The 21,571-nt window shown below is 59.5% G+C and carries 18 protein-coding genes; 12 read left to right on the forward strand and 6 right to left on the reverse strand.

Translation table 11 applies throughout. The annotated features are described in order from the left end of the window. Positions 1–192: 192 nt before the first annotated feature. A complete protein-coding gene (gene hmpA, locus HU718_RS25125; RefSeq protein WP_186616705.1) occupies positions 193–1,374 on the reverse strand; it encodes an NO-inducible flavohemoprotein in 1,182 nt (393 codons plus the stop codon). A gap of 164 nt (positions 1,375–1,538) precedes the next feature. Here hmpA and norR point away from each other — a divergent pair, with 164 nt between their 5' ends. The 5 genes from norR (at position 1,539) to HU718_RS25150 (ending at position 6,107) form a co-directional block, all read left to right on the forward strand. After that, the gene (gene norR, locus HU718_RS25130) at positions 1,539–3,098 is read left to right on the forward strand and encodes a nitric oxide reductase transcriptional regulator NorR (RefSeq protein ID WP_186616706.1); all 1,560 of its coding nucleotides are present in this window, start codon (positions 1,539–1,541) and stop codon (positions 3,096–3,098) included. 312 nt (positions 3,099–3,410) lie between these two features. Next, the gene (locus tag HU718_RS25135; RefSeq protein WP_034156080.1) at positions 3,411–4,313 is read left to right on the forward strand and encodes a chemotaxis protein CheV; all 903 of its coding nucleotides are present in this window, start codon (positions 3,411–3,413) and stop codon (positions 4,311–4,313) included. Between the two features lie 27 nt (positions 4,314–4,340). Beyond that, on the forward strand, positions 4,341–4,799 hold the full coding sequence (locus tag HU718_RS25140) for a GNAT family N-acetyltransferase (protein ID WP_186616707.1): 459 nt from the start codon (positions 4,341–4,343) through the stop codon (positions 4,797–4,799). 148 nt (positions 4,800–4,947) lie between these two features. Continuing rightward, positions 4,948–5,274 carry a hypothetical protein gene (locus HU718_RS25145; protein WP_150707693.1) on the forward strand — a complete coding sequence of 109 codons (327 nt, stop codon included), beginning with the start codon at positions 4,948–4,950 and terminating at the stop codon, positions 5,272–5,274. Between the two features lie 83 nt (positions 5,275–5,357). Further along, the gene (locus tag HU718_RS25150) at positions 5,358–6,107 is read left to right on the forward strand and encodes a YkgJ family cysteine cluster protein (RefSeq protein ID WP_102901571.1); all 750 of its coding nucleotides are present in this window, start codon (positions 5,358–5,360) and stop codon (positions 6,105–6,107) included. A 263-nt stretch (positions 6,108–6,370) separates the two neighbouring features. Here HU718_RS25150 and HU718_RS25155 read toward each other — a convergent pair whose 3' ends face one another. The 4 genes from HU718_RS25155 to HU718_RS25170 all read right to left on the reverse strand — a co-directional run bounded on the left by HU718_RS25155 (position 6,371) and on the right by HU718_RS25170 (position 8,941). Beyond that, entirely contained in the window at positions 6,371–7,516 is a 1,146-nt protein-coding gene (locus tag HU718_RS25155; protein WP_186616708.1) for a transporter substrate-binding domain-containing protein, read from the reverse strand. A 130-nt stretch (positions 7,517–7,646) separates the two neighbouring features. Further along, positions 7,647–7,886: a hypothetical protein gene (locus tag HU718_RS25160; protein WP_102901568.1), complete on the reverse strand. Its 240-nt coding sequence runs from the start codon at positions 7,884–7,886 to the stop codon at positions 7,647–7,649. A 111-nt stretch (positions 7,887–7,997) separates the two neighbouring features. Continuing rightward, entirely contained in the window at positions 7,998–8,303 is a 306-nt protein-coding gene (locus HU718_RS25165; RefSeq protein WP_102901567.1) for a hypothetical protein, read from the reverse strand. Between the two features lie 275 nt (positions 8,304–8,578). Further along, entirely contained in the window at positions 8,579–8,941 is a 363-nt protein-coding gene (locus HU718_RS25170) for a DUF6124 family protein (RefSeq protein ID WP_150731526.1), read from the reverse strand. A 1,306-nt stretch (positions 8,942–10,247) separates the two neighbouring features. Between HU718_RS25170 and HU718_RS25175 the strand changes: the two genes are divergently transcribed. The 7 genes from HU718_RS25175 to HU718_RS25205 all read left to right on the forward strand — a co-directional run bounded on the left by HU718_RS25175 (position 10,248) and on the right by HU718_RS25205 (position 20,430). Further along, a complete protein-coding gene (locus tag HU718_RS25175; protein WP_186616622.1) occupies positions 10,248–11,408 on the forward strand; it encodes an efflux RND transporter periplasmic adaptor subunit in 1,161 nt (386 codons plus the stop codon). Next, entirely contained in the window at positions 11,405–14,506 is a 3,102-nt protein-coding gene (locus HU718_RS25180) for a multidrug efflux RND transporter permease subunit (RefSeq protein WP_038369196.1), read from the forward strand. Before HU718_RS25175 ends, HU718_RS25180 begins: the two co-directional genes overlap by 4 nt. Before the next feature lie 9 nt (positions 14,507–14,515). Then, a complete protein-coding gene (locus tag HU718_RS25185) occupies positions 14,516–15,193 on the forward strand; it encodes a heavy metal response regulator transcription factor (protein WP_186616623.1) in 678 nt (225 codons plus the stop codon). After that, positions 15,165–16,547 carry a heavy metal sensor histidine kinase gene (locus HU718_RS25190; protein ID WP_186616624.1) on the forward strand — a complete coding sequence of 461 codons (1,383 nt, stop codon included), beginning with the start codon at positions 15,165–15,167 and terminating at the stop codon, positions 16,545–16,547. Before HU718_RS25185 ends, HU718_RS25190 begins: the two co-directional genes overlap by 29 nt. 417 nt (positions 16,548–16,964) lie before the next feature. Beyond that, entirely contained in the window at positions 16,965–17,186 is a 222-nt protein-coding gene (locus HU718_RS25195; protein ID WP_016986472.1) for a hypothetical protein, read from the forward strand. A 194-nt stretch (positions 17,187–17,380) separates the two neighbouring features. Next, positions 17,381–18,697, forward strand: a complete 1,317-nt coding sequence (locus HU718_RS25200) for an OprD family porin (protein WP_186616625.1) — start codon at positions 17,381–17,383, stop codon at positions 18,695–18,697. A gap of 224 nt (positions 18,698–18,921) precedes the next feature. Further along, positions 18,922–20,430, forward strand: a complete 1,509-nt coding sequence (locus tag HU718_RS25205; protein ID WP_186616626.1) for a sensor domain-containing diguanylate cyclase — start codon at positions 18,922–18,924, stop codon at positions 20,428–20,430. Between the two features lie 178 nt (positions 20,431–20,608). On the opposite strand, the gene lpxC is transcribed toward HU718_RS25205, so the two are convergent. Beyond that, positions 20,609–21,520: a UDP-3-O-acyl-N-acetylglucosamine deacetylase gene (lpxC, locus tag HU718_RS25210; protein ID WP_007916984.1), complete on the reverse strand. Its 912-nt coding sequence runs from the start codon at positions 21,518–21,520 to the stop codon at positions 20,609–20,611. Positions 21,521–21,571: the final 51 nt, after the last annotated feature.

Below are 21,571 nucleotides of genomic sequence, written 5' to 3' on the forward strand. Positions count from 1 at the left end.
GAGCGCCTATCATCAGCATCGGGGAATAAACGATAAACCGGTTAAGAAATGATTAACCTTTAAACACTTTTTAAGAATCAGCACCGCGTAACGGCCTTCGCGAGCAGGCTTGCTCCCACACTGAATCTGCGTCAAACACAAATCCCCTGTGGGAGCGAGCCTGCTCGCGAATGAAGGCAACCCGGTTTCAGATCACTCCAAAGCAGCAGCCGGCCCAAAGAACTCATAACGGCTCTGCTGCTCCGGCACACCCAGCGCTTTCAAATGCCGCTTGATCGCCCCCATGAAGCCCTTCGGCCCGAGGAAGTACGCGTCGACATCACGCTCCTGCGGCAACCACTCGCCCAACAGCGCCTGATCCAGCATCCCGACCTTGTCTGCCGCCGGGCTCACGCCGTCATCTTCGGCGTAGCAGTAAAAACGCTTGAGTTGCGGATGACGCGCCGCCAGCTCATCAATCCAGTCGCGGAACGCATGCACGCTGCCATTGCGCGCGCAGTGGATAAAGTGCACCGGACGCTCGGTTTCCAGCGCGGCTTCGAGCATCGCCAGAGTCGGCGTGATGCCAACGCCGCCGCTGATCAGCACCAAGGGCTTGTCGCTCGCAGCCAAGGTGAACTCACCCGATGGCGGGAACAGCTGAATGCTGGCGCCGACATGCAATTGATCGTGCAAGTGGTTGGAGGCACGGCCACCCGGTTCACGCTTGACGCTGATGCGGTACTGACCGTTATTCGCCAGGGCCGACAACGAGTAATTGCGGCGGATTTCTTCACCGTCGAGGATCAGCTTCATGCCGATGTACTGGCCCGGTTCGGCGGCCAGAATCGGGCCTTTGTCTGCCGGCTCGAAGTAGAACGAAATGATCTCCGCGCTCTCCTCGACCTTGGCCGCGACGATGAACTCCCGCGCCCCGCGCCAGCCGCCAACGGCTTGTTCTTTCTGGTCGTAGATCGCGGTTTCGGCGCCGATCAGAATGTCCGCCAGTTGCCCGTACGCCGCGCCCCAGGCGTTCATCACTTCCGGTGTGGCAATCTCTTCGCCGAGCACTTCGGAAATGGCGCGCAGCAGGCAGGCGCCGACAATCGGGTAATGCTCCGGAAGGATCTGCAGGGCCACGTGCTTGTTGATGATTTTCGCCACCAGATCGCCCAACTGGTCGAGCTGATCGATGTGCCGCGCATACATCAACACGCCGTTGGCCAGCGCGCGCGGCTGGTCACCGCTGGCCTGGTGCGCCTGGTTAAACAGCGGGCGGACCTCAGGGTATTCAGAGAGCATCATGCGGTAGAAGTGCGTGATCAGCGCTTCACCGCCGCTTTCCAGCAGAGGCACAGTGGATTTGACGATGGCACGATCCTGGACGCTAAGCATAAGGTGGACTCCTGAGCTTCTTGGAAAAGTTACCTTAGAGTTATCAGTATTCGTGCCAACTTATTTATCCATATAAATCAAAAGTTTGAGATTTAAGTAGTCATAAAGACTCAGAGCACATTATAGTCATCCCGACTACATCTTGTCTCTTTGACTACAAGACCATGACCGCCAAATCACTGCTCACCGCCCTGCTGCCTCTCGTCTCCGACCTGTCCCGCGAACTGCCCGAGGGCGAGCGTTACCGACGCCTGCTCGAAGCCATGCGCGCCCTGCTGCCCTGCGATGCGGCGGCGTTGTTGCGTCTCGACGGCGAAGCCCTGGTGCCGCTGGCGGTGGACGGTTTAAGCACCGACACCCTCGGCCGGCGCTTCAAGGTCAGCGAACACCCGCGCTTCGAAATACTGCTGAGCGGTGCCGGCCCCACGCGGTTCGCCGCCGACAGCGACCTGCCCGATCCTTATGACGGTTTGGTCGACGGCCTCGACGAGCATCTGGAAGTTCACGATTGCCTCGGCTGTCCTTTATTCGTCGATGAAAAACTCTGGGGCCTGATCACCCTCGACGCCCTCGACCCCGAGCGTTTCGAACCGATCGAACTCGACACCCTGCAAGCCTTCGCCAGCCTCGCCTCGGCAACGGTCAACGCAGCCGAACGCATCCAACGCTTGGCCAATCGCGCAGAAGACGAACACCAGCGCGCCGAGGTTTATCGTCAGGCCAGCGGCCAGCAGAATCGCGAAATGATCGGCCAGAGCAAGGCGCTGAAGAAGTTAGTAGAAGAAATCAATCTGGTCGGCGGCAGCGATCTGACCGTGTTGATCACCGGCGAAACCGGGGTCGGCAAAGAGCTGGTCGCCCAGGCCATCCACGCCGCTTCTCCCCGCGCCGACAAACCGATCATCAGCCTCAACTGCGCCGCGCTGCCCGACACACTGGTAGAAAGCGAACTGTTCGGCCACGTGCGCGGCGCCTTCACCGGCGCCACCAACGACCGTCGCGGCAAGTTCGAACTGGCCAATGGCGGCACACTGTTTCTCGATGAAGTCGGTGAGTTGTCGCTGACCGTGCAGGCGAAATTGCTGCGCGTCTTGCAGAGCGGTCAGTTGCAGCGTTTGGGCTCGGACAAGGAGCATCAGGTCGATGTGCGCCTGATTGCCGCGACCAACCGCGACCTCGCCGAAGAAGTGCGCAGCGGTCGCTATCGCGCCGACTTTTACCATCGCCTGAGTGTGTACCCGCTACGCGTACCGGCGCTGCGTGATCGTGGCCGCGATGTGTTGTTGCTCAGCGGTTTTTTCCTCGAACAGAACCGCTCGCGCATGGGCCTCAACAGCCTGCGCCTGAACAGCGACGCTCAGGAAGCGCTGCTCGCCTACACTTGGCCGGGTAACGTGCGCGAGCTTGAGCACTTGATCGGGCGCAGTGCGTTGAAAGCGCTGGGCAACTGCAAGGTGCGGCCGAAGATACTCAGTTTGAGCGCGGCGGATCTGGATTTACCGCGTGAGGTTGTGGATAACTCGGTTGAGGCGGTTGCAGGTGTGGTGGCTGAGATGCCGTTGATCAGCGGGGATTTGCGCAGTGCGACCGAGCAGTATCAGCGGCGTTTGATCAGCGCGGCGCTGGAGCGTAATCAGGATAACTGGGCGAGTGCGGCGCGGGAGTTGGGGCTGGATCGAGCCAACCTCGGCCGCATGGCCAAACGACTCGGCATGAAGAGCTAAAAGCACACCCTCACCCTAGCCCTCTCCCGGAGGGAGAGGGGACCGACCCGGGGATGCTTCAGAAATACACCGACTTGAAACTGCTTTACCGAATCCATAATCGACTCCTTCGTTCAGGTCGATGTAAAACGCCAGACACCTCGGTCGGCCCCCTCTCCCTCCGGGAGAGGGCTGGGGTGAGGGGCTTTGGCTTTTGATCTGCACGCCACCCGACAACTAACCTAAAGCCCACCCCTTTAACGCCGATAACCCGGCATCAATAGTTTCTGGCGATTTCCACCCTCGCCCACCACCTTTCCACAGAAGGTTCATATGTCCTCCACCAAAGCCCGCGCAGACTCACTTTCGCTTCTGCTGTTTACCTTGCGCAGCGGCAAGCTGATGGCGATCAACCTGCTGAAAGTCAGTGAAATCATCCCCTGCCCGCCGCTGACCAAACTACCGGAGTCGCACCCGCACGTTAAAGGCATCGCCACCCTGCGCGGCGCCTCGCTGTCGGTCATCGACCTTAGCCGCGCGATCGGTGAGCGTCCGCTCGAAGATCCGAACGGCGGCTGCCTGATCGTCACCGACGTCAGCCGCTCCAAGCAGGGCCTGCACGTACAAGCGGTGAGCAAAATCGTCCACTGCCTGACCACCGACATCAAACCACCGCCATTCGGCTCCGGCGGTTCACGCGCTTACATCACCGGCGTGACGTCGGTGGACGGCACGCTGGTGCAGGTACTGGATATCGAAAAAGTTATCCACAGCATCGCCCCGGCGCAGATCGAAATGGCCCCGACCGATCTGAGCATGGAAGACGCTGATGTGCTCGGCAATGCGCGGATTCTGGTGGTCGACGATAGCCAGGTGGCGCTGCAACAATCGGTGCACACCCTGCGCAACCTCGGCCTGCAATGCCATACCGCACGCAGCGCCAAGGAAGCCATCGACTGCCTGCTCGACCTGCAAGGCACGGCGCAGCAGATCAACCTGATCGTCTCCGACATCGAAATGTCCGAGATGGACGGTTACGCCTTCACCCGCACCCTGCGCGAGACCCCGGACTTCGCCCATTTGTACGTGCTGCTGCACACCTCGCTCGACAGCGCGATGAACAGCGAAAAAGCGCGCCTGGCCGGGGCGAACGGCGTGTTGACCAAGTTCTCCTCGCCGGAACTGACCCACTGCCTGATCGAAGCGGCCAAACACGTCGCCGCCCAAGGGCACTGAGTCTTGGCCGAGACGTATTGTTTTTTGATGCGACGCGATCTTGCCAAGGACGCGCCTGATGCTCTTTGGCCTCAAGGCATTGAACTGTGCGCGTACTCCGTCGAAATGGCGGCGGACGTGCATCATTTGATGCAACTCGGTTATCGCGAAGGCGGCGGTCGGGTGCCGGCGCTGGACACTTGGCAGCAGCAATTCGAGACCGATCCTGAATACGATCCGACCCTGTGCTTTATTGCCCACGATGCCGAAGGCGTGGTCGGCGTGGCGCAATGCTGGACCAGCGCCTATATCAAGAATCTGGTGGTGCATCCGCGCATGCAGGGGCGCGGATTGGGCCGGGCGCTGTTGCTCAAAGCATTCAAGGTGTTTCAGCAGCGGCGCGAAGGGTTTGTTGATTTGAAGGTACTGGAAGACAACCGGCGGGCGCAGCGCTTGTATGAAAGTGCCGGGATGTATGTGGTCCGCCGGGAGTTGGTGCCGGACTGATCGACCGTCTTCGCGAGCAGGCTCGCTCCCACATTTTGAAATGCATTCCAGGGGGGGAGCGAGCCTGCTCGCGAAAGGGCCGGCATAGGCAACTTCTAACACTCAGGCAGACTCCAACCTTGGCCACCCACGACCAAGGATGCCCCCCATGAAAGCCCTCACCTTAAGCCTGCTCTGCCTCACCGCCCTCGCCTCTCAAGCCCACGCCTCCAGCCCCGACGCCTGGGCCGCTTACGACAAAACCGTACTCGCCAGTTGCACCAAAGCCAGCAGCCTGAAAAACACCAAACCCGTCGGCACCCCAGCGCAGTTCGATGACCGCGTCGGCTACACCGCCGTTCTGCTGCAAGGCCAATACCCGCAAAAACACATGAAGGGCCAGCAAGGCACCGAACTCTGTCTGTACAACAAACAGTCGAAAACCGCCTTCGTCACCGAGTGGGACTCGATCCGTCCGAGCGCCAAATCCCGGTGAGTGGCGCATAACTTGCTTCGATCAGCGTCTGTGCGGTGGTTTTCCGCCACCGTTTCACACCCTGATTGAAGACAGATCGCTCAATGAATACGACGTTTTCCTGCGTAGGTTGCGGCAAATGCTGCACCGATCACCATGTTCCCCTGACCCTGGCCGAAGCCCGCATGTGGGCGGCGGATGGCGGTCAGGTGATTGTGCTGGTGGAGGCTTTTCTCGGTAATGGCCTGGGTCTGCCGGCGCAGCAGCGAGAACATGCCGAACGTCGCTCAGCGGTCGTTCGCAGCGGCGCAACCGACGCCCATGTGGCAATCACCTTCGCGGCTTACAACGTCGGCCCCTGTCGGAATCTTGACGAAGACAAGTTGTGCCGGATCTACGAGCGACGGCCGTTGGTCTGCCGCATTTATCCGGCGGAAATCAATCCGCATATCCCGCTCAACCCTGCCGCCAAGGATTGCCCGCCGGAGTCCTGGCAACAGGGGCCGGTATTGATCGCTGGCGGCGAGTTGGTTGATCAGGAACTGGTCGAATTGATTCAACGTTCGCGCCAGGCCGATCGCGATGACATCGGGATCAAGGACGCGATCTGCGCGATGCTGGGGATTCGCACCACGGCGTTGAAGGGTGACGGGTTTACTGCGTACTTGCCGAATATGGATGCCTTTGCGGCAGTGATTGATCAGGTGACAGCGCAACCGTTGACGACTGCGCCGAGTGAGTGGGTGTTTCATCTGTCGGGCGATGATGTTGCCGGGCAGGTGTTGGCAGCCGGGGCTCAGGTGGTGACGGAGCCGGCGCAGACGTATGCGTTTATCTCGTTGCGCGCGGCTTGATCCAGATTCTTTAGCGTCTGCACGGGCCTCATCCCGAGCAGGCTCACTCCTGCATTTGAAATGCGTTTCCTAGTAAGAGTGAGCCCGCTCGCTGATCCCGCTGTAATGATCGCTGTTCTTGCAACGATTTTTCACCAGGCCCATCCACGACTGTCCGTGCTTGAGCGCCTGCCACATAGGCGCAAGCGCCTGCGCCGGCATGCATTTAGCCATCAACCGCACGCACAACGCAGCGACGGCTGACGGGAATGCTTGCGACTTTTTCAGCTGGCAGCCACTGCCAGACATTCAAGCTCCACTTTAGCTCCCGGCACCACCAGTTGCTTGCCCGCGAACGTCGTGCGAGCAGGTAACCGGTCGGCAGGGAAATAGCGGCGATAAACCTCATTCATCCCGGCGAAATCCTTGACGTCGGTGAGAATCACGGTGCACTTGGCCACGTGCGCGAGAGATGAACCACTTCGGTCCAGCGCGCTACGCAGATTCTCCATGACCTGAACCATCTGCGGACGAATCCCGCCCGCCGCCAGTTGGCCATCGACATCCAGCCCGAGCACACCGGACAAATAGATCGTCTCACCAATCTGTACGGAATCGGAAAACGGCAAATCCTGCGCCTTGGCTCGATAGCGGGGGAAGTCACTGATAGCAGACGACAGATAGCGCTCAGTGATCGCCTGATACTGGCCGCTCTGTTTTAAACGCTCGAGGGCCGTATTGAGTTCATCACGCAGTTTGCTGTCGGTTTTGCGCAAAGCCATGGCCACGCCCGTGCCCAGCATCGGATCCTTGAGCGCCGGCCCTGCAAAACCGAACGCCTGACCCTGCGGCCGGCTCAAGAATGCGTGCGTGATTTCGATGGAATCCTGCAAGGTGGCATCGATTTCACCGCTCTGCAGACTCGCAATCAGTTGATCGTTGAATTGAAAACTACGAATCGTCACACCCGACTCAGCCCAGCGCGCCTTGGCGAACGCCTCGCGACTGGTGCCGGCCAACACACCAATACGTGTGCCTTGGAGTGATTTGGCATCAGGTTGCAGATGCGTCCCCTTGCGCGCGACCAACTGGCTGCTCAACGGGTAGAGGTTTTCAGTGAAATCGATGCGTTCCCGCCGCGCCGGGGTGGCCGTCATCGGCATGATCACGTCGAAACGATTGGCCTCAAGCGCCACGATATTGGTCGCGTAATCCTGATCGACCCACACGCAACGTTTTTGCAGTTCGGCGCACAAGGCATTGCCCAACTCGATGTTGAGTCCGACCAGTTCACCTTTATCGTTGCGACTTTCAAAGGGAGGTACGAGAGGTTCGACGCCAAACCGCAGCGTCGGCTCGACCGTCGACGACACACAACCGGTGGTCAGGGCTAACAGCGACAAAGCGGACAGGATTTTTGCCAGAGACATGGAAGCGACCTTTATCAAAGCGTTCACGGGGCATGAATCTTTGACGAAAGGTCGCTTGGATTCCCAGAGGGCGAATCTGCTATCTCTGTGGGAATATTCTGCGTCTTGGTGCGATTACCTCAAGAACAGATCAGCGCTTGCCCATCGAACGACGGGTACCCGGCGGCGCCATGCCCGGGGTCTTGGTGTGGCCATTCTTGGCGCCGTTCTTGTACCACGGCTGGTTCGAGCCTTTGGCAGAGGCCAGCTCGCCCGGCTTGAACGGAAATTTGAAGGCCGGGATATCGGCTTTGGTATCGCTGGTGTCGGCCAGTTCAGCCGGGACATCGCTCACGGCGTCGTCAACCGGCGGCAGGGTCGGGGAAGTCATAAAAGCTCCGGAAAGCAAAAAGTCGGGCCCGATCAGTGAGCCGCGAAGGCGCGCAGTATACCTGTGCGCCAAGGTTGGGCACCTGAAGATTTGCAGCGCACGCCGAACGGTTTACAGGTAACTGATGATGACGATGCCTTTGTCGGTCGAGGTCTTCAGCGCTTCGTAGCGCATGGAAATCGGCAGCGACTGATGACTGCAAGCGTTGCGATCGGAGTCGACATCGACTTTCACGCCGGGTTTGATTTCGATCTGGCGAGACTCACGATCAGCAAACGCCCCGACCAGTCCGACCTGACAGCCCGAATCGACAATTTGCCCGGTAAAGCGGATCTCGCCGGATTGACTGGCAGGCGCGGCGGAGGCTATGAGTGGAAGCAAAAGAAGCACAGACGGCAGAGCGGTTTTCAGCTTCATTTCAAGACACTCCCGGGGTGAGCGGCCCAGAGAACCCGGGCTACACAATGTTTATCCGCGTGCAGGGACGGATCTTGAGAAGCGTAGTGGGCAAATAGGTCCCTGATTGGGACTGATCGGTCCCTTTTGGGGACTGCTCAACAAATAATTGCCGTTAGAGATGGGGTGCCCAATCAGACGTCTTCGCGAGCAGGCTCGCTCCCACAGGTGGACTGCGCTTCAAACGGTGGGAGCGAGCCTGCTCGCGAAGAACGATGACGCGGTGTTCAGACGGATTACGTTTGTGGATCAACCCGATCCAGCGCCCGGTTCACCGCCAGCTCGGCGAGCATGACGATCTGCTGGATCGCCAGCGCCGTACTGCGCTGCGGACGACTGAGCTTATCGGCCAGATCACCGGCCATGACATTGGCTGAAGCCAAAGACTCACAGGCGTGGGCGAGCAGGCTTTCGGTGTCGATGTTCGGGTGGATGAGGAACATCGTACTGGGCTGACGCGGTTTGACAGGTTCGGGGCAGAGGTAGAAATCGAGCGCACGCTTGATGGCTTCGCGGGTTTTGATCTGGTCGTCGGCGCGGATGGCGTCTTCGAGTGGGGTGGTGGGATCGATGGGTGGATCTGGAACTGGCTTAGTCATTGGAAACCCTATTTTGCAAATGGGAGCCATCCCTTGCCGTTTCTCACGCGGCGAAGTGGGTGGCAGCTATGTGCGGGGTGAGAAACCGGAAAAATAGGAAACCGGCCAGACCGAAGTCTGCCCGCACACAGCCGCCATGAAGCATTTGCAAGCAGCGGACAAGCCGCCGGCAATTATGCGGACTGATGGACTGAATCACTAATTTTTCAGGGTTCTCACACCCGATCACCGAGTATTCGGCGACAACCAAAGACTAGAGAGCGCACGTCCGACGGACAACCTGAAAAGCTTGTGGGAAGGTTCTGGTTATTTGACACAAATTTAAACAGCCAAAAGCCAACCCTCACCCTAGCCCTCTCCCAGAGGGAGAGGGGACTGACCGAGTAGTTTGCGAGAAGTACGCCGACGTGAAATACCGAGTCGAACTCAGATTCTGAAACAGATCAAAAGCCCCTCACCCTAGCCCTCTCCCGGAGGGAGAGGGGACTGACCGAGTCGTTTGGGAGAAGTACGCCGACGTGAAATACCGAGTCGAGCTCAGATTCTGAAACAGATCAAAAGCCCCTCACCCTGGCCCTCCCGAAACGTCGGACCGCCCGTAAGGAGAGGGGACTGACCGACGTGTTTGGGAGAGCTACGCCGACGTGAAATACCGAGTCGATCCTCAGATTCTGAAACAGATCAAAAGCCCCTCACCCTAGCCCTCTCCCGGAGGGAGAGGGGACTGACCGCGTGGACTGGAAGAGATACGCCGACTTGGGATACCGAGTTGAACTCAGATGTTGAAAAGCTCACAAATCGGCCCCCTCTCCCTCGGGAGAGGGCTGGGGTGAGGGGCAAGAGCACCACAAAAACCAAAGCCGTGCGCGCCGTGCTCTTCACCACTCAATAGGCCGAGTGTCAGCTCGCCTGCTCTTGATCTTGATCCACGAGCGACGTCGGAAGGCTGAGTGGAGGGATTGATCCGGGCGTGGGAGCGCAGCGACCGTTTGGCGCAGCCAAACACAGCGAGAGGAGGTGCAGCGAAGCAAACCGTAGGCGCTGCGCCCGGATCGATCCCGGAGCGAAGGAACCCCGAGCCCCAGCGAGCGGGCCGCACGCAGGAGCAAGCCTTTTTGGTTACTTTTTCGGCGTCTGGAAAAAGTGACCCGCCGTAAGGGCGGAACCCTAAGCCGCCGTTACCGCAGCAACGGATATGCACCCAACGAAACTGACAGCGCTGACAGCTAGCCGTCACCCTACTGACCCGCAGACAGGTTTATAAAGACAACAACCCTGCCCAAACTCCGTCCGGCGCCCACCCCGCATGCGAATCCAAAAAAACAAAGCCCTGCTCGCCACCCTATTGATCGTCCTCGCAGGCGCAGGTCTGTGGTACGCCCTGAAACCCGCCCCGACCAAACTCGCCACCCCCACCGCCATCCCCGTGCGAGTGATCGCCGTCAGCGAAAAAGACGTCCCCCGCTACACCAGCGGCATCGGCTCCGTACTCTCATTACACAGCGTCGTCGTGCGCCCACAAATAGACGGCATCCTCACCAAAATCCTCGTCAAAGAAGGCCAGCTCGTCAAAGCAGGCGACCTGCTGGCCACCATCGACGACCGCTCCATCCGCGCCAGCCTCGATCAGGCCCGCGCCCAACTGGGCGAAAGCCAGGCGCAACTGCAAGTCGCCCTGGTCAACCTCAAACGCTACAAACTGCTCACCGTCGACGACGGCATCTCCAAACAAACCTACGACCAGCAACAAGCCCTGGTCAACCAACTGAAGGCCACCGCTCAAGGCAACCAGGCCTCGATTGATGCGGCGCAGGTACAGCTTTCCTACACGCAGATCCGCTCGCCGGTCACCGGCCGCGTCGGTATTCGCACAGTCGACGAAGGCAACTTCCTGCGCATGACTGACACCGCAGGCCTGTTCACCGTCACCCAGATCGACCCGATCGCCGTCGAATTCTCCCTGCCGCAGCAAATGCTGCCGACCCTGCAAGGCCTGATCAACGATCCGCAACGCGCACAGGTCAAGGCCTACATCGGCGCAGACACCGACGGCGAAACCGGCAACCTGCTCGGCGAAGGTCACCTGACCCTGATCGATAACCAGATCAACGCCAACACCGGCACCATCCGCGCCAAGGCCGAATTCGACAACGCCAGCCAGAAGCTCTGGCCCGGCCTGCTGGTCACGGTAAAAATTCAGACAGCCCTCGACAAAGATGCGCTGGTCGTCCCGCCCACCGTCGTACAACGAGGCCTCGATCAACACTTCGTTTACCGGGTCAACAGCGACAAGGTCGAAGCCGTGCAAGTGCAGATGGTTTATCAAGGCAGCGGCCAGGACATCATCAAAGGCGTGAAGGCCGGCGACGTGCTGGTCACCGATGGCCAGTCGCGGCTTAAACCGGGTTCAACGGTGCAAGTCATGAGCGAGCCGGCGCAGGTAGTGCAAGCGGAGCCGAAACCATGAAGGCGCACAAAGGCGTCTCGACGTGGTGCATCGATCACCCGGTCGCAACCATTCTCCTGACCATCGCGCTGGTGCTGGTCGGTTTGATTGCCTTCCCGCGTTTACCGATTGCCCCACTGCCGGAAGCGGAATTTCCGACGATTCAGGTTTCCGCACAGTTGCCCGGCGCCAGCCCCGACACCATGGCCTCGTCCGTGGCCACGCCGCTGGAGGTGCAATTCAGCGCTATCCCCGGCATGACCCAGATGACCTCCAGCAGTGCGCTCGGCTCCAGCCTGTTGACTCTGCAGTTCACCCTCGATAAAAGCATCGACACCGCCGCCCAGGAAGTCCAAGCGGCGATCAACACCGCCGCCGGCAAACTGCCCAAGGACATGCCGACGCTGCCAACGTGGAAGAAGGTCAACCCGGCCGACAGCCCGGTGCTGATCCTCAGCGTCAGCTCGACACAAATGCCCGGCACCGAACTCAGCGACCTGGTGGAAACCCTGCTCTCGCGTCAGATCAGTCAGATCGACGGCGTAGGCCAAATCAACATCACCGGTCAGCAACGTCCGGCAATTCGCGTACAAGCCTCGGCGGACAAACTCGCCGCGATCGGCCTGACCCTTGCCGACATTCGTCTGGCGATCCAGCAGACCAGCCTCAACCTCGCCAAAGGTGCGCTGTACGGCGAATCGAGCATCTCGACGCTGTCGACCAACGACCAGTTGTTCCACCCCGAGGACTACAGCCAGCTCATCGTTTCCTACAAGGATGGCGCCCCGGTTCACCTGCGCGATGTCGCCAAAGTCGTCAACGGTTCGGAAGATGCCTACGTGCAAGCGTGGGCCGGTGATCAACCCGGGGTGAACCTGGTGATCTCGCGCCAGCCTGGCGCCAACATCGTTGAAACCGTCGACCGCATTCAAGCCGCCCTGCCCGGTCTCGAAGCGATGCTGCCGGCCTCGGTGCAAGTGAAAACCCTGATCGACCGCACCCAGACCATTCGTGCCTCCCTGCATGAGGTCGAGATCACCCTGTTGATCGCGATCCTGCTGGTGGTGGCGGTGATGGCGCTGTTCCTGCGTCAGTTGTCGGCGACCCTGATTGTTTCGGCGGTACTCGGCGTGTCGTTGATCGCCAGTTTCGCCCTGATGTACATCCTCGGTTTCAGCCTGAACAACCTGACGCTGGTGGCGATCGTCGTCGCGGTCGGCTTCGTCGTCGACGATGCGATCGTGGTGGTGGAAAACATCCACCGGCATCTCGAGGCCGGTGACGACATGCGCGAAGCGGCGATCAAGGGCGCGGGCGAGATCGGCTTCACCGTGGTGTCGATCAGTTTCTCGCTGGTGGCGGCGTTTATTCCGCTGCTGTTCATGGGCGGTGTGGTTGGGCGCCTGTTCAAGGAATTCGCCCTGACCGCGACCTCGACCATCATGATTTCCGTGGTGGTGTCGCTGACTTTGGCGCCAACACTGGCCGCACTGTTCATGCGCAAACCGGTGCATCACGCCCACGCCAAACCGGGCTTCAGCGAACGCTTGCTCGGCTGGTACGAGAAAGGCCTGCGCCGCGCCCTCGCCCATCAGAAATTGATGATTGGCGTGTTCGGTCTGTCGCTGGCGCTGGCCATCGGCGGTTACATCTTTATCCCGAAAGGTTTCTTCCCGGTGCAGGACACCGGTTTCGTCCTCGGCACCACCGAAGCCGCTGCGGATATTTCCTACGGTGACATGGTGAAAAAACACTTGGCGATGGCGGAAATCGTCGCCGCCGATCCAGCCGTGCAGGCGTTCTCCCATTCGGTCGGTGTGTCCGGCAGCAACCAGACCATCGCCAACGGCCGTTTCTGGATTGCCCTGAAAAAACGTGGCGACCGCGACGTCAGCGCCAGCCAGTTCATCGACCGTATCCGTCCGCAACTGATGAAAGTCCCCGGCATAGTCCTCTACCTGCGCGCCGGCCAGGACATCAACCTCAGCTCCGGTCCGAGCCGCGCGCAATACCAATACGTGCTGAAGAGTAACGACGGCGCGACCCTCGCCACATGGACGCAACGCCTCACGGAAAAACTGCGCAGCAACCCGGCGTTCCGCGATATTTCCAACGACCTGCAACTGGGCGGCAGCATCACCCACATCAGCATCGACCGCAGCGCCGCCGCACGTTTCGGCCTGACCGCCAGCGATGTCGATGAGGCGCTGTACGACGCCTTTGGCCAGCGCCAGATCAACGAATTCCAGACTCAGGTCAATCAGTACAACGTGATTCTGGAGCTGGACACCAAACAACGCGGCAAGGCCGAAAGCCTCAACTATTTCTACCTGCGCTCACCGCTGAGTGGCGAAATGGTGCCGCTGTCGGCGCTGGCCAAATTCGACGCGCCGACCATTGGCCCGTTGTCGATTGCCCATGACGGGATGTTCCCGGCGGCCAACCTGTCGTTCAACTTGGCGCCCGGTGTGGCGTTGGGTGATGCGGTGATTCTGCTCAATCAGGCCAAGGCCGAGATCGGCATGCCAACCGCGATCAGCGGCAATTTCCAGGGTGCGGCGCAAGCGTTCCAGAGTTCGCTGGCCAGTCAGCCGTGGCTTATCCTCGCGGCGCTGGTGGCGGTGTACATCATTCTGGGTGTGCTTTATGAAAGCTTCGTGCACCCGCTGACGATCATTTCGACTCTGCCGGCGGCAGGCTTGGGTGCGGTGATCATGCTGTGGATCTGCGGCCAGGACTTTTCGATCATGGCGCTGATCGGGCTGGTGTTGCTGATCGGTATCGTCAAGAAGAACGGCATCCTGATGATCGACTTCGCCCTCGAAGCCCAGCGCCACCGAGGCCTGTCACCGCAGGATGCGATTTTCGAGGCGTGCATCACGCGGTTCCGGCCGATCATCATGACCACCCTCGCCGCTCTGCTCGGCGCGCTGCCGCTGATGCTCGGTTACGGCACCGGCGCCGAACTGCGCCAACCGTTGGGCATCGCGGTGGTCGGCGGTTTGCTGGTCAGCCAGATGCTGACGTTGTTTACCACTCCGGTCATATACTTGTGGCTTGAGCGGCTGTTCCACCGGCCCAAACCGATGCCCTCACCGGCATTGGCGACCACAGACTGAGGCAGGGTCATGCGCGTTCTGATTATCGAAGACGAGGAAAAAACCGCGGACTATCTGCACCGCGGTCTGACGGAACAGGGTTACATCGTGGATCTGGCCCGCGACGGCGTCGAGGGGCTGCATCTGGCGCTGGAAAGCGACTACGCGGTGATCGTCCTCGACGTCATGCTGCCGGGCCTCGATGGCTTCGGCGTACTGCGCGCGTTGCGGGCGCGCAAGCAGACCCCGGTGATCATGCTCACCGCCCGCGAGCGCGTCGAAGACCGCATCAAAGGCCTGCGCGACGGCGCCGACGATTACCTCGGCAAACCGTTTTCCTTTCTTGAACTGGTCGCGCGCCTGCAAGCACTGACCCGGCGCAGCGGCGGCCACGAACCGGTGCAAGTGAGCATCGCCGACCTGTGGATAGATTTGATCAGCCGCAAGGCCACTCGCGCCGGCACCCGACTGGATCTGACCGCTAAAGAGTTCTCGCTGTTGAGCGTGTTGGCCCGCCGGCAAGGTGAAATCCTTTCGAAAACCGCCATCGCCGAGATGGTCTGGGACATCAATTTCGACAGCGATGCCAACGTCGTCGAAGTCGCGATCAAACGTCTGCGCGCCAAGCTCGACGGGCCGTTCGACGAGAAACTGCTGCACACCATTCGCGGCATGGGTTATGTGCTGGAGAGCCGTGGTATCCAGTAACTCGATTGCCCTGCGCCTCAGTGGCATGTTCACGCTGGTGGCGCTGCTGGTGTTTCTGTTGATCGGCGGCGCGCTTTATCAACAGGTGGACAAGGGACTGGGCCTGCTGCCGGAAGCCGAGCTGGATGCGCGTTACAGCGTGCTCGAATCGGCGCTCAATCGCTTCGGTACGCCGGAGCATTGGCTGAAGATAAACGCTAAGTTGAAGCTGCTTGGCGAGGAGGACAAACGCATTCGGTTCTGGGTGGTGAGTGGCGATCCGGGTTACGAGTATGGTCAGCCCGATGCGGCGATTCGCGCGTTCGCCCAAGGGCCGCTGGGCATGCATGACCTGCAGTTGCCCGACCATCCTTATCCACTGAAAGTGCTGCTGACCGAACTGCCGGCCAAGGATCAGCGCCCGCCGCTGCGCTTCATGATCGGCATTGATACCGAGACGTTTCATGAGACTCAGCACAACCTGTTGATCGCGCTGATCGGGCTGGCGATTGTCGGTGTGCTGATGGCTTCGGCGCTGGGTTATTGGGTGGCGCGGATTGGTCTCAAACCGTTGATCAAACTGTCCCATGAAGCCCAGCGTCTGGCGCCGCCGCTGCGGGCCGGGCGCTTGCGTTTGTCACCGCTGCCACCGGAGCTTGAACAGTTTGTCGACTCGTTCAACTCGACGCTGGAACGGGTCGAACAGGCCTACTCGCGGCTGGAATCGTTCAACGCCGACGTCGCCCATGAACTGCGTTCGCCGCTGACCAATCTGATCGGGCAGACGCAAGTGGCGCTGACCCGTGGGCGCTCAGCCGAACACTATTTCGAAGTGCTGCAATCGAATCTGGAAGAGCTGGAACGGCTGCGCTCGATCATCAATGACATGCTGTTTCTGGCCAGTGCCGATCAGGGCAACAAGGCGACCAAACTCACATCCACTTCGCTGGCGGATGAGGTGGCGACGACATTGGAATATCTGGACTTCATCCTTGAAGATGCGCAGGTTGAAGTGCAGGTCAGCGGTGATGCGCTGGTGCAGATCGAGGTCGCGCATTTGCGCCGGGCGTTGATCAATTTGTTGAGTAATGCGGTGCAGCACACCGGGCCGGGACAGGTGATCGAGGTGCGAATCGAGGTTGAAGAGCATCAGGTGAGTATCGGCGTGGCCAACCCCGGCTCGCCGATTGCCAGCGAGCATTTGCCACGCTTGTTCGAGCGCTTTTATCGGGTGGATGCGTCGCGCAGTAACAGTGGCAATAACCATGGGTTGGGGCTGGCGATCGTCAAGGCGATTGCGCTGATGCATGGCGGAGATGTGTTTGTGCGCAGTGATCGGGGGATGAATACCTTCGGGATTTATTTACCGGTCTGAAAAGCCCCTCACCCTAACCCTCTCCCGGAGGGAGAGGGGACTGACCGTGGTGTTCTTTCGAAGTACGCCGACCTGAAAGCTCGAGTCGAACTCAGGCTTTGAAAAGCCCCCGATCGGATCCCTTTCCCCCTCGCCCCCCTGGGGAAATGGGACTGAGCGAGTTGTTCTCTCGAAGTACGCCGACCTGAAATATCCAGTCGAACTCGGATTCTGAAAAGCCCCGGATCTACTCGCTTTCCCCCTCGCCCCCCTGGGGGAGAGGGCTGGGGTGAGGGGGTTGCTCTTGACTACACCGCGATCTTCGACTTTTACCTCCTGCGCAACAGTCATTTATGAAAATCACGCTGTTTCCCAACGCCCGGCAACCTTATCTTTGCCCGCACCAAACAGCACTCGCCAAGCGAGAAGGTTTTCAAGATGTCCAACAGTATGGGTATTGCCAGCGCTTTCGTTTTGTCCTCATTGATCCTGTCGCCAATGGCGATGGCTGAAGAATCCCACGCGTTCGTGGCGCAGAACACCGCGCGCGCTCAAGCGTATGACCAGCATCAGGCAGAAATGATGGCCAAGGCCAAAGACGCGACGCAGGCCCCTCAGGCTGCAACTTCCCAGGCTCAATCGCTGGAAAAAGACAGCTGAGTCGCGCACCACACCGTTTCCCTCGACGCGGTTGTTTGGCTCTTCCCGTTCAACCGTCGTCATTCCAGGCCGCTGCCTTTCAGCGGCCTTTTTTCGTTGTGGTCTGAAAGCCGTTTGGTTCGTCTGTAACAACAAGAAACATCGAGCGCCTCAAAATATAGAGGCGCCAGTTGACCCAAGGAGCTCCATTGCACGTGCGTTACCCAGTCCGTTTCACTCCGTTGTTCATTGCAATTGCCGCAACTATTGCCCCCATCGCTCACGCTGAAGAACCTGCTAAAGAAGGTTTCGTCGAAGGTTCGAGCCTCAACCTCAACGCCCGCAACTACTACATGAATCGCAACCGCTTGCAGAAAGCGGACGACAACATCGAGTGGGGCCAGGGCTTTCTCGGGGTCTTCAAGTCGGGTTACACCGAAGGCACAGTCGGTTTCGGCATTGATGCCCACGCCATGCTCGGGTTGAAGCTGGATGGCGGTGGCGGCACGGACGGCTCGAGCATCCTGCCGGTCAGAGAGAACGGCGGCAAAGCGCCGGGGGCTTTTTCCACCGCAGGGGGCACGTTGAAAATGCGTGCGTTCGATACCGAGTTGAAGGCCGGCGACCTGTTCCTCACCAACCCGGTGATTGCCGGCGGTGACACACGCATGCTGCCGCAGACCTTCCGTGGTGTGAGCCTGACCAACCACAGCTTCGACGGCTGGTTGATCGAAGGCGGCCAGGCCAGTTTCACCAAGCCTTACAACCAGAGTGGCCACACGCGCATCGGCACTTCCTACGGGACATTGGCCGACGGCGATGAGAGCCAGCACCTGAACTGGGCCGGCGTCGCCTGGAGTGGTGTCGAAGGCCTGACCAGCAGCCTATACGCCTCTGAGCTCAAGGACATCTGGAACCAGTACTACTACGACCTGGATTACACTTGGCAGTTGAACGATCTGGTCAGCCTCAATCCGGGCGTGCATTTCTATCACACGCAAGACACCGGTGATGCGCTGCTGGGCAACATCGACAACAACACCTACAGCCTGCACTTCACTGTCGGCATCGGTAATCACAGCGTTACCGCCGCGTATCAGCGCGTCAACGGCAACACACCGTTCGACTACATCAGCCAGGGCGACAGCGTTTACCTCGACAACTCCCAGCAGTACTCCGACTTCAACGGCCCGAACGAGCGCTCGTGGAAGCTCAAATACGCCTACGACTTCGCCGGTGTCGGCATGCCGGGACTGACCTCGGCAGTCTCCTATTCGCGCGGTACGGTGGACCTGACCAAGGTGGATCCGAACAGCAAAGGCTATTCCAACTGGTACAGCGCCGATGGCCGCAACGCCAAGCATTGGGAGCGCGATCTCGACTTGCAGTACGTAGTGCAGAGCGGTCAGGCCAAAGATCTGGCGGTGCACTTGCAATGGGCGACCAACCGTGGCGGCAACGGTTACGGCGTGATTGATTCGGATACAGATGAATACCGCGTAATCATCGACTACCCGATCAACGTCTTCTAAGATCGGCGCCCATAACGCCGTCTTGAATTCAGTGATGCACCCTGTGGGAGCGAGCCTGCTCGCGAAGGCGGTCTACCATTCGACATCTACGTTGAATGGTAGACCGCCTTCGTCGGAACGCCGCCCGGAGCAGGCTCGCTCCCACATTAGGAATGGTTTCTGGCTTCGGCTGTGGTGTTTGTGCAACTACGCTTATAAGACTCCCCCCAACCGACAGCCAAATCATGATCGCGAGCCGTACCCCACCCGTTTCGGGCAAGACCGGACGCCCCGAGCTGCTGCTGATCTGCGGCAGTTTGCTGACCGTGATCGCGATTCTGTGCATCGTCACGTTCCTGCTGATCCGCGAGCACGCCAATGCTCAGGAATCAGCCACCCGCAGCGCTACCACCATCGCGCAACTGATCGATGCTGATGTGCTGCGCACCGTCGAGTTGTACGACTTGACCCTGCAAGGCCTGATCGCCGCCGCCCAGCGTGATGACCTGCAAAATGTCTCGCCGCAGATCCGCCATCTGGCGCTGTTCGACCGCTCGACCACGGCACGCTTCAAGGGCGACATCCTGTTGCTCGACAAACACGGCGACGTGATCGCCGACTCCTCGCGGGTCGAGCCGAAACCGGGAAATTTTGCCGACCGCGATTACTTCCTCGCCCACGCGTTCAACCGCGATGTCGGCATGTTTATCAGCCGCCCGTTCAAGACCCGTTGCGACTGCGACGAAGCCAACCAGTGGCGAATCAGCTTCAGCCGACGGATTTCCTCGGACACCGGTGAGTTCGCCGGTGTGGCCGTGGCGTCGATGAAGCTCGACTACTTCGACCAGTTGTTCAACAGCCTCGACATCGGCAAAGACAGCACGTTGAACATCATCGATAACGACGGCGTCCTGCTGGCGCAAAAGCCCTATTTGCAAAGCGACTCCATCGGCAAAAGCTTCGGCAACCGACCCAACGTGATACGGATTCTGCTCGACAAGAGTGGCAATGGCAGTTTCAACAGTGTTTCGAGCATCGACCATCAACAGCGCCTGTATACCTATTCGCGGGTCGGCAATCTGCCGTTGATCGTGATGGTCGCGCTGTCCAGCGACGAGGTATTCGGCACTTGGCGTCGTACCGCCCTGTTGATCAGCGGCGCCACGGGGGTGTTGTGCGTGGGGTTGCTGTGGCTGACCTGGCTATTGGCTCGAGAGTTGCGCTTGCGCCAACGGGCCGAGCGCGAACTGGCACAACTGGCCGCCACCGACGCGCTGACCGGTGTGGCCAATCGGCGGATGCTCGATCAGGCGTTGCGTCATGAGTGGTTCCGCGCCCAGCGCTCGGGTAAACCGATGTCGGTGATGATGATCGATGCCGATCACTTCAAGGCGTTCAATGACCGCCATGGGCATCAGGCCGGGGATCAGGCGTTGAAGACGCTGGCCAAGGTCATTACTGAAAATGTGCGGCGACCGGCGGATCTGGTGGCGCGTTATGGAGGAGAGGAGTTTTCGGTGATTCTTGCCGAGACTCACGGCAGTGGCGCGCAGCAGATTGCCGAGCATATTCGTCAGGCTGTGGAACAGTTGCCGTTGGTCGACGGGGCCGGGCGGCCGATGACCGTGAGTATTGGCATCGCCACATGGACGGCGGCGAGCGAGATGACGCTGGAGCAGTTGCTGTTTGCGGCGGACAAGGCGTTGTATCAGGCCAAGGAAGGTGGGCGCAATCGGGTGGTGGTGGCTGCCTGAATGTTCTGGGGCGATCGCACCGACGCCTTCGCGAGCAGGCTCGCTCCCACATTTGAAATGCATTCCCCTGTGGGAGCGAGCCTGCTCGCGAAGAGGCCGGATCAGCCACTAGAAAAATTGCAGGCATAAAAAAAGGCCATCCGAGGATGGCCTTCAAAAAACTAGAGAGGTTTTTTACTTACACTGCCGCAACCGGGCGCATGTAAGAGATCGGTGCAGTACTGGCGTCTTCGAACGTCACCACTTCCCAAGCGTCTGTCTGCTCAATCAACTTGCGCAGCAGCTGGTTGTTCAGTGCATGACCGGACTTGAAGCCTTTGAACTCACCAATCAGGCTGTTACCCAGCAGGTACAGGTCGCCAATGGCATCGAGGATCTTGTGCTTCACGAATTCGTCTTCATAGCGAAGGCCGTCTTCGTTCAACACGCCATCGGCATCGACCACGATTGCGTTTTCAACGCTGCCGCCGAGTGCGAGGTTGTGCTTGCGCAGGTACTCGATATCACTCATGAAACCAAAGGTACGGGCGCGGCTGACTTCTTTTACGAACGAAGTGCTGGAAAAATCCACGCTTGCACTTTGGGTGCGGTCCCGGAATACCGGGTGATCGAAATCGATCTCGAAGCTCACCTTGAACCCTTCGAAAGGGACGAAAGTGGCGCGCTTGTCGCCGTCTTCCACTGTCACTTCACGCAGGATGCGGATGAATTTCTTGGCGGCGTCCTGTTCTTCCAGGCCTGCCGATTGAATCAGGAATACGAAGGGTCCAGCGCTGCCATCCATGATCGGGACTTCGGACGCGGAGAGCTCGACGTAGGCGTTATCGATGCCCAGGCCAGCCATGGCCGAGAGCAAGTGCTCTACCGTGTCCACTTTCACGTCGCCGTTAATCAGCGTCGTCGACATAGTGGTTTCACCGACGTTTTCCGCGCGGGCAGGAATCTGCACCACAGGGTCGAGGTCAGCGCGACAAAACACAATGCCAGTGTCGACAGGCGCAGGCTTGAGGGTCAGATAGACCTTCTCACCGGAGTGCAGGCCTACACCTGTGGCACGGATAATATTTTTCAGTGTGCGTTGTTTAATCATGGCTTGGGCCGCTTCAGCGCAAATTGCGAACTGGTATCAACAAAGGCTGGC

The organism is Pseudomonas tensinigenes, from assembly GCF_014268445.2.
Lineage (GTDB): Bacteria > Pseudomonadota > Gammaproteobacteria > Pseudomonadales > Pseudomonadaceae > Aquipseudomonas > Aquipseudomonas tensinigenes.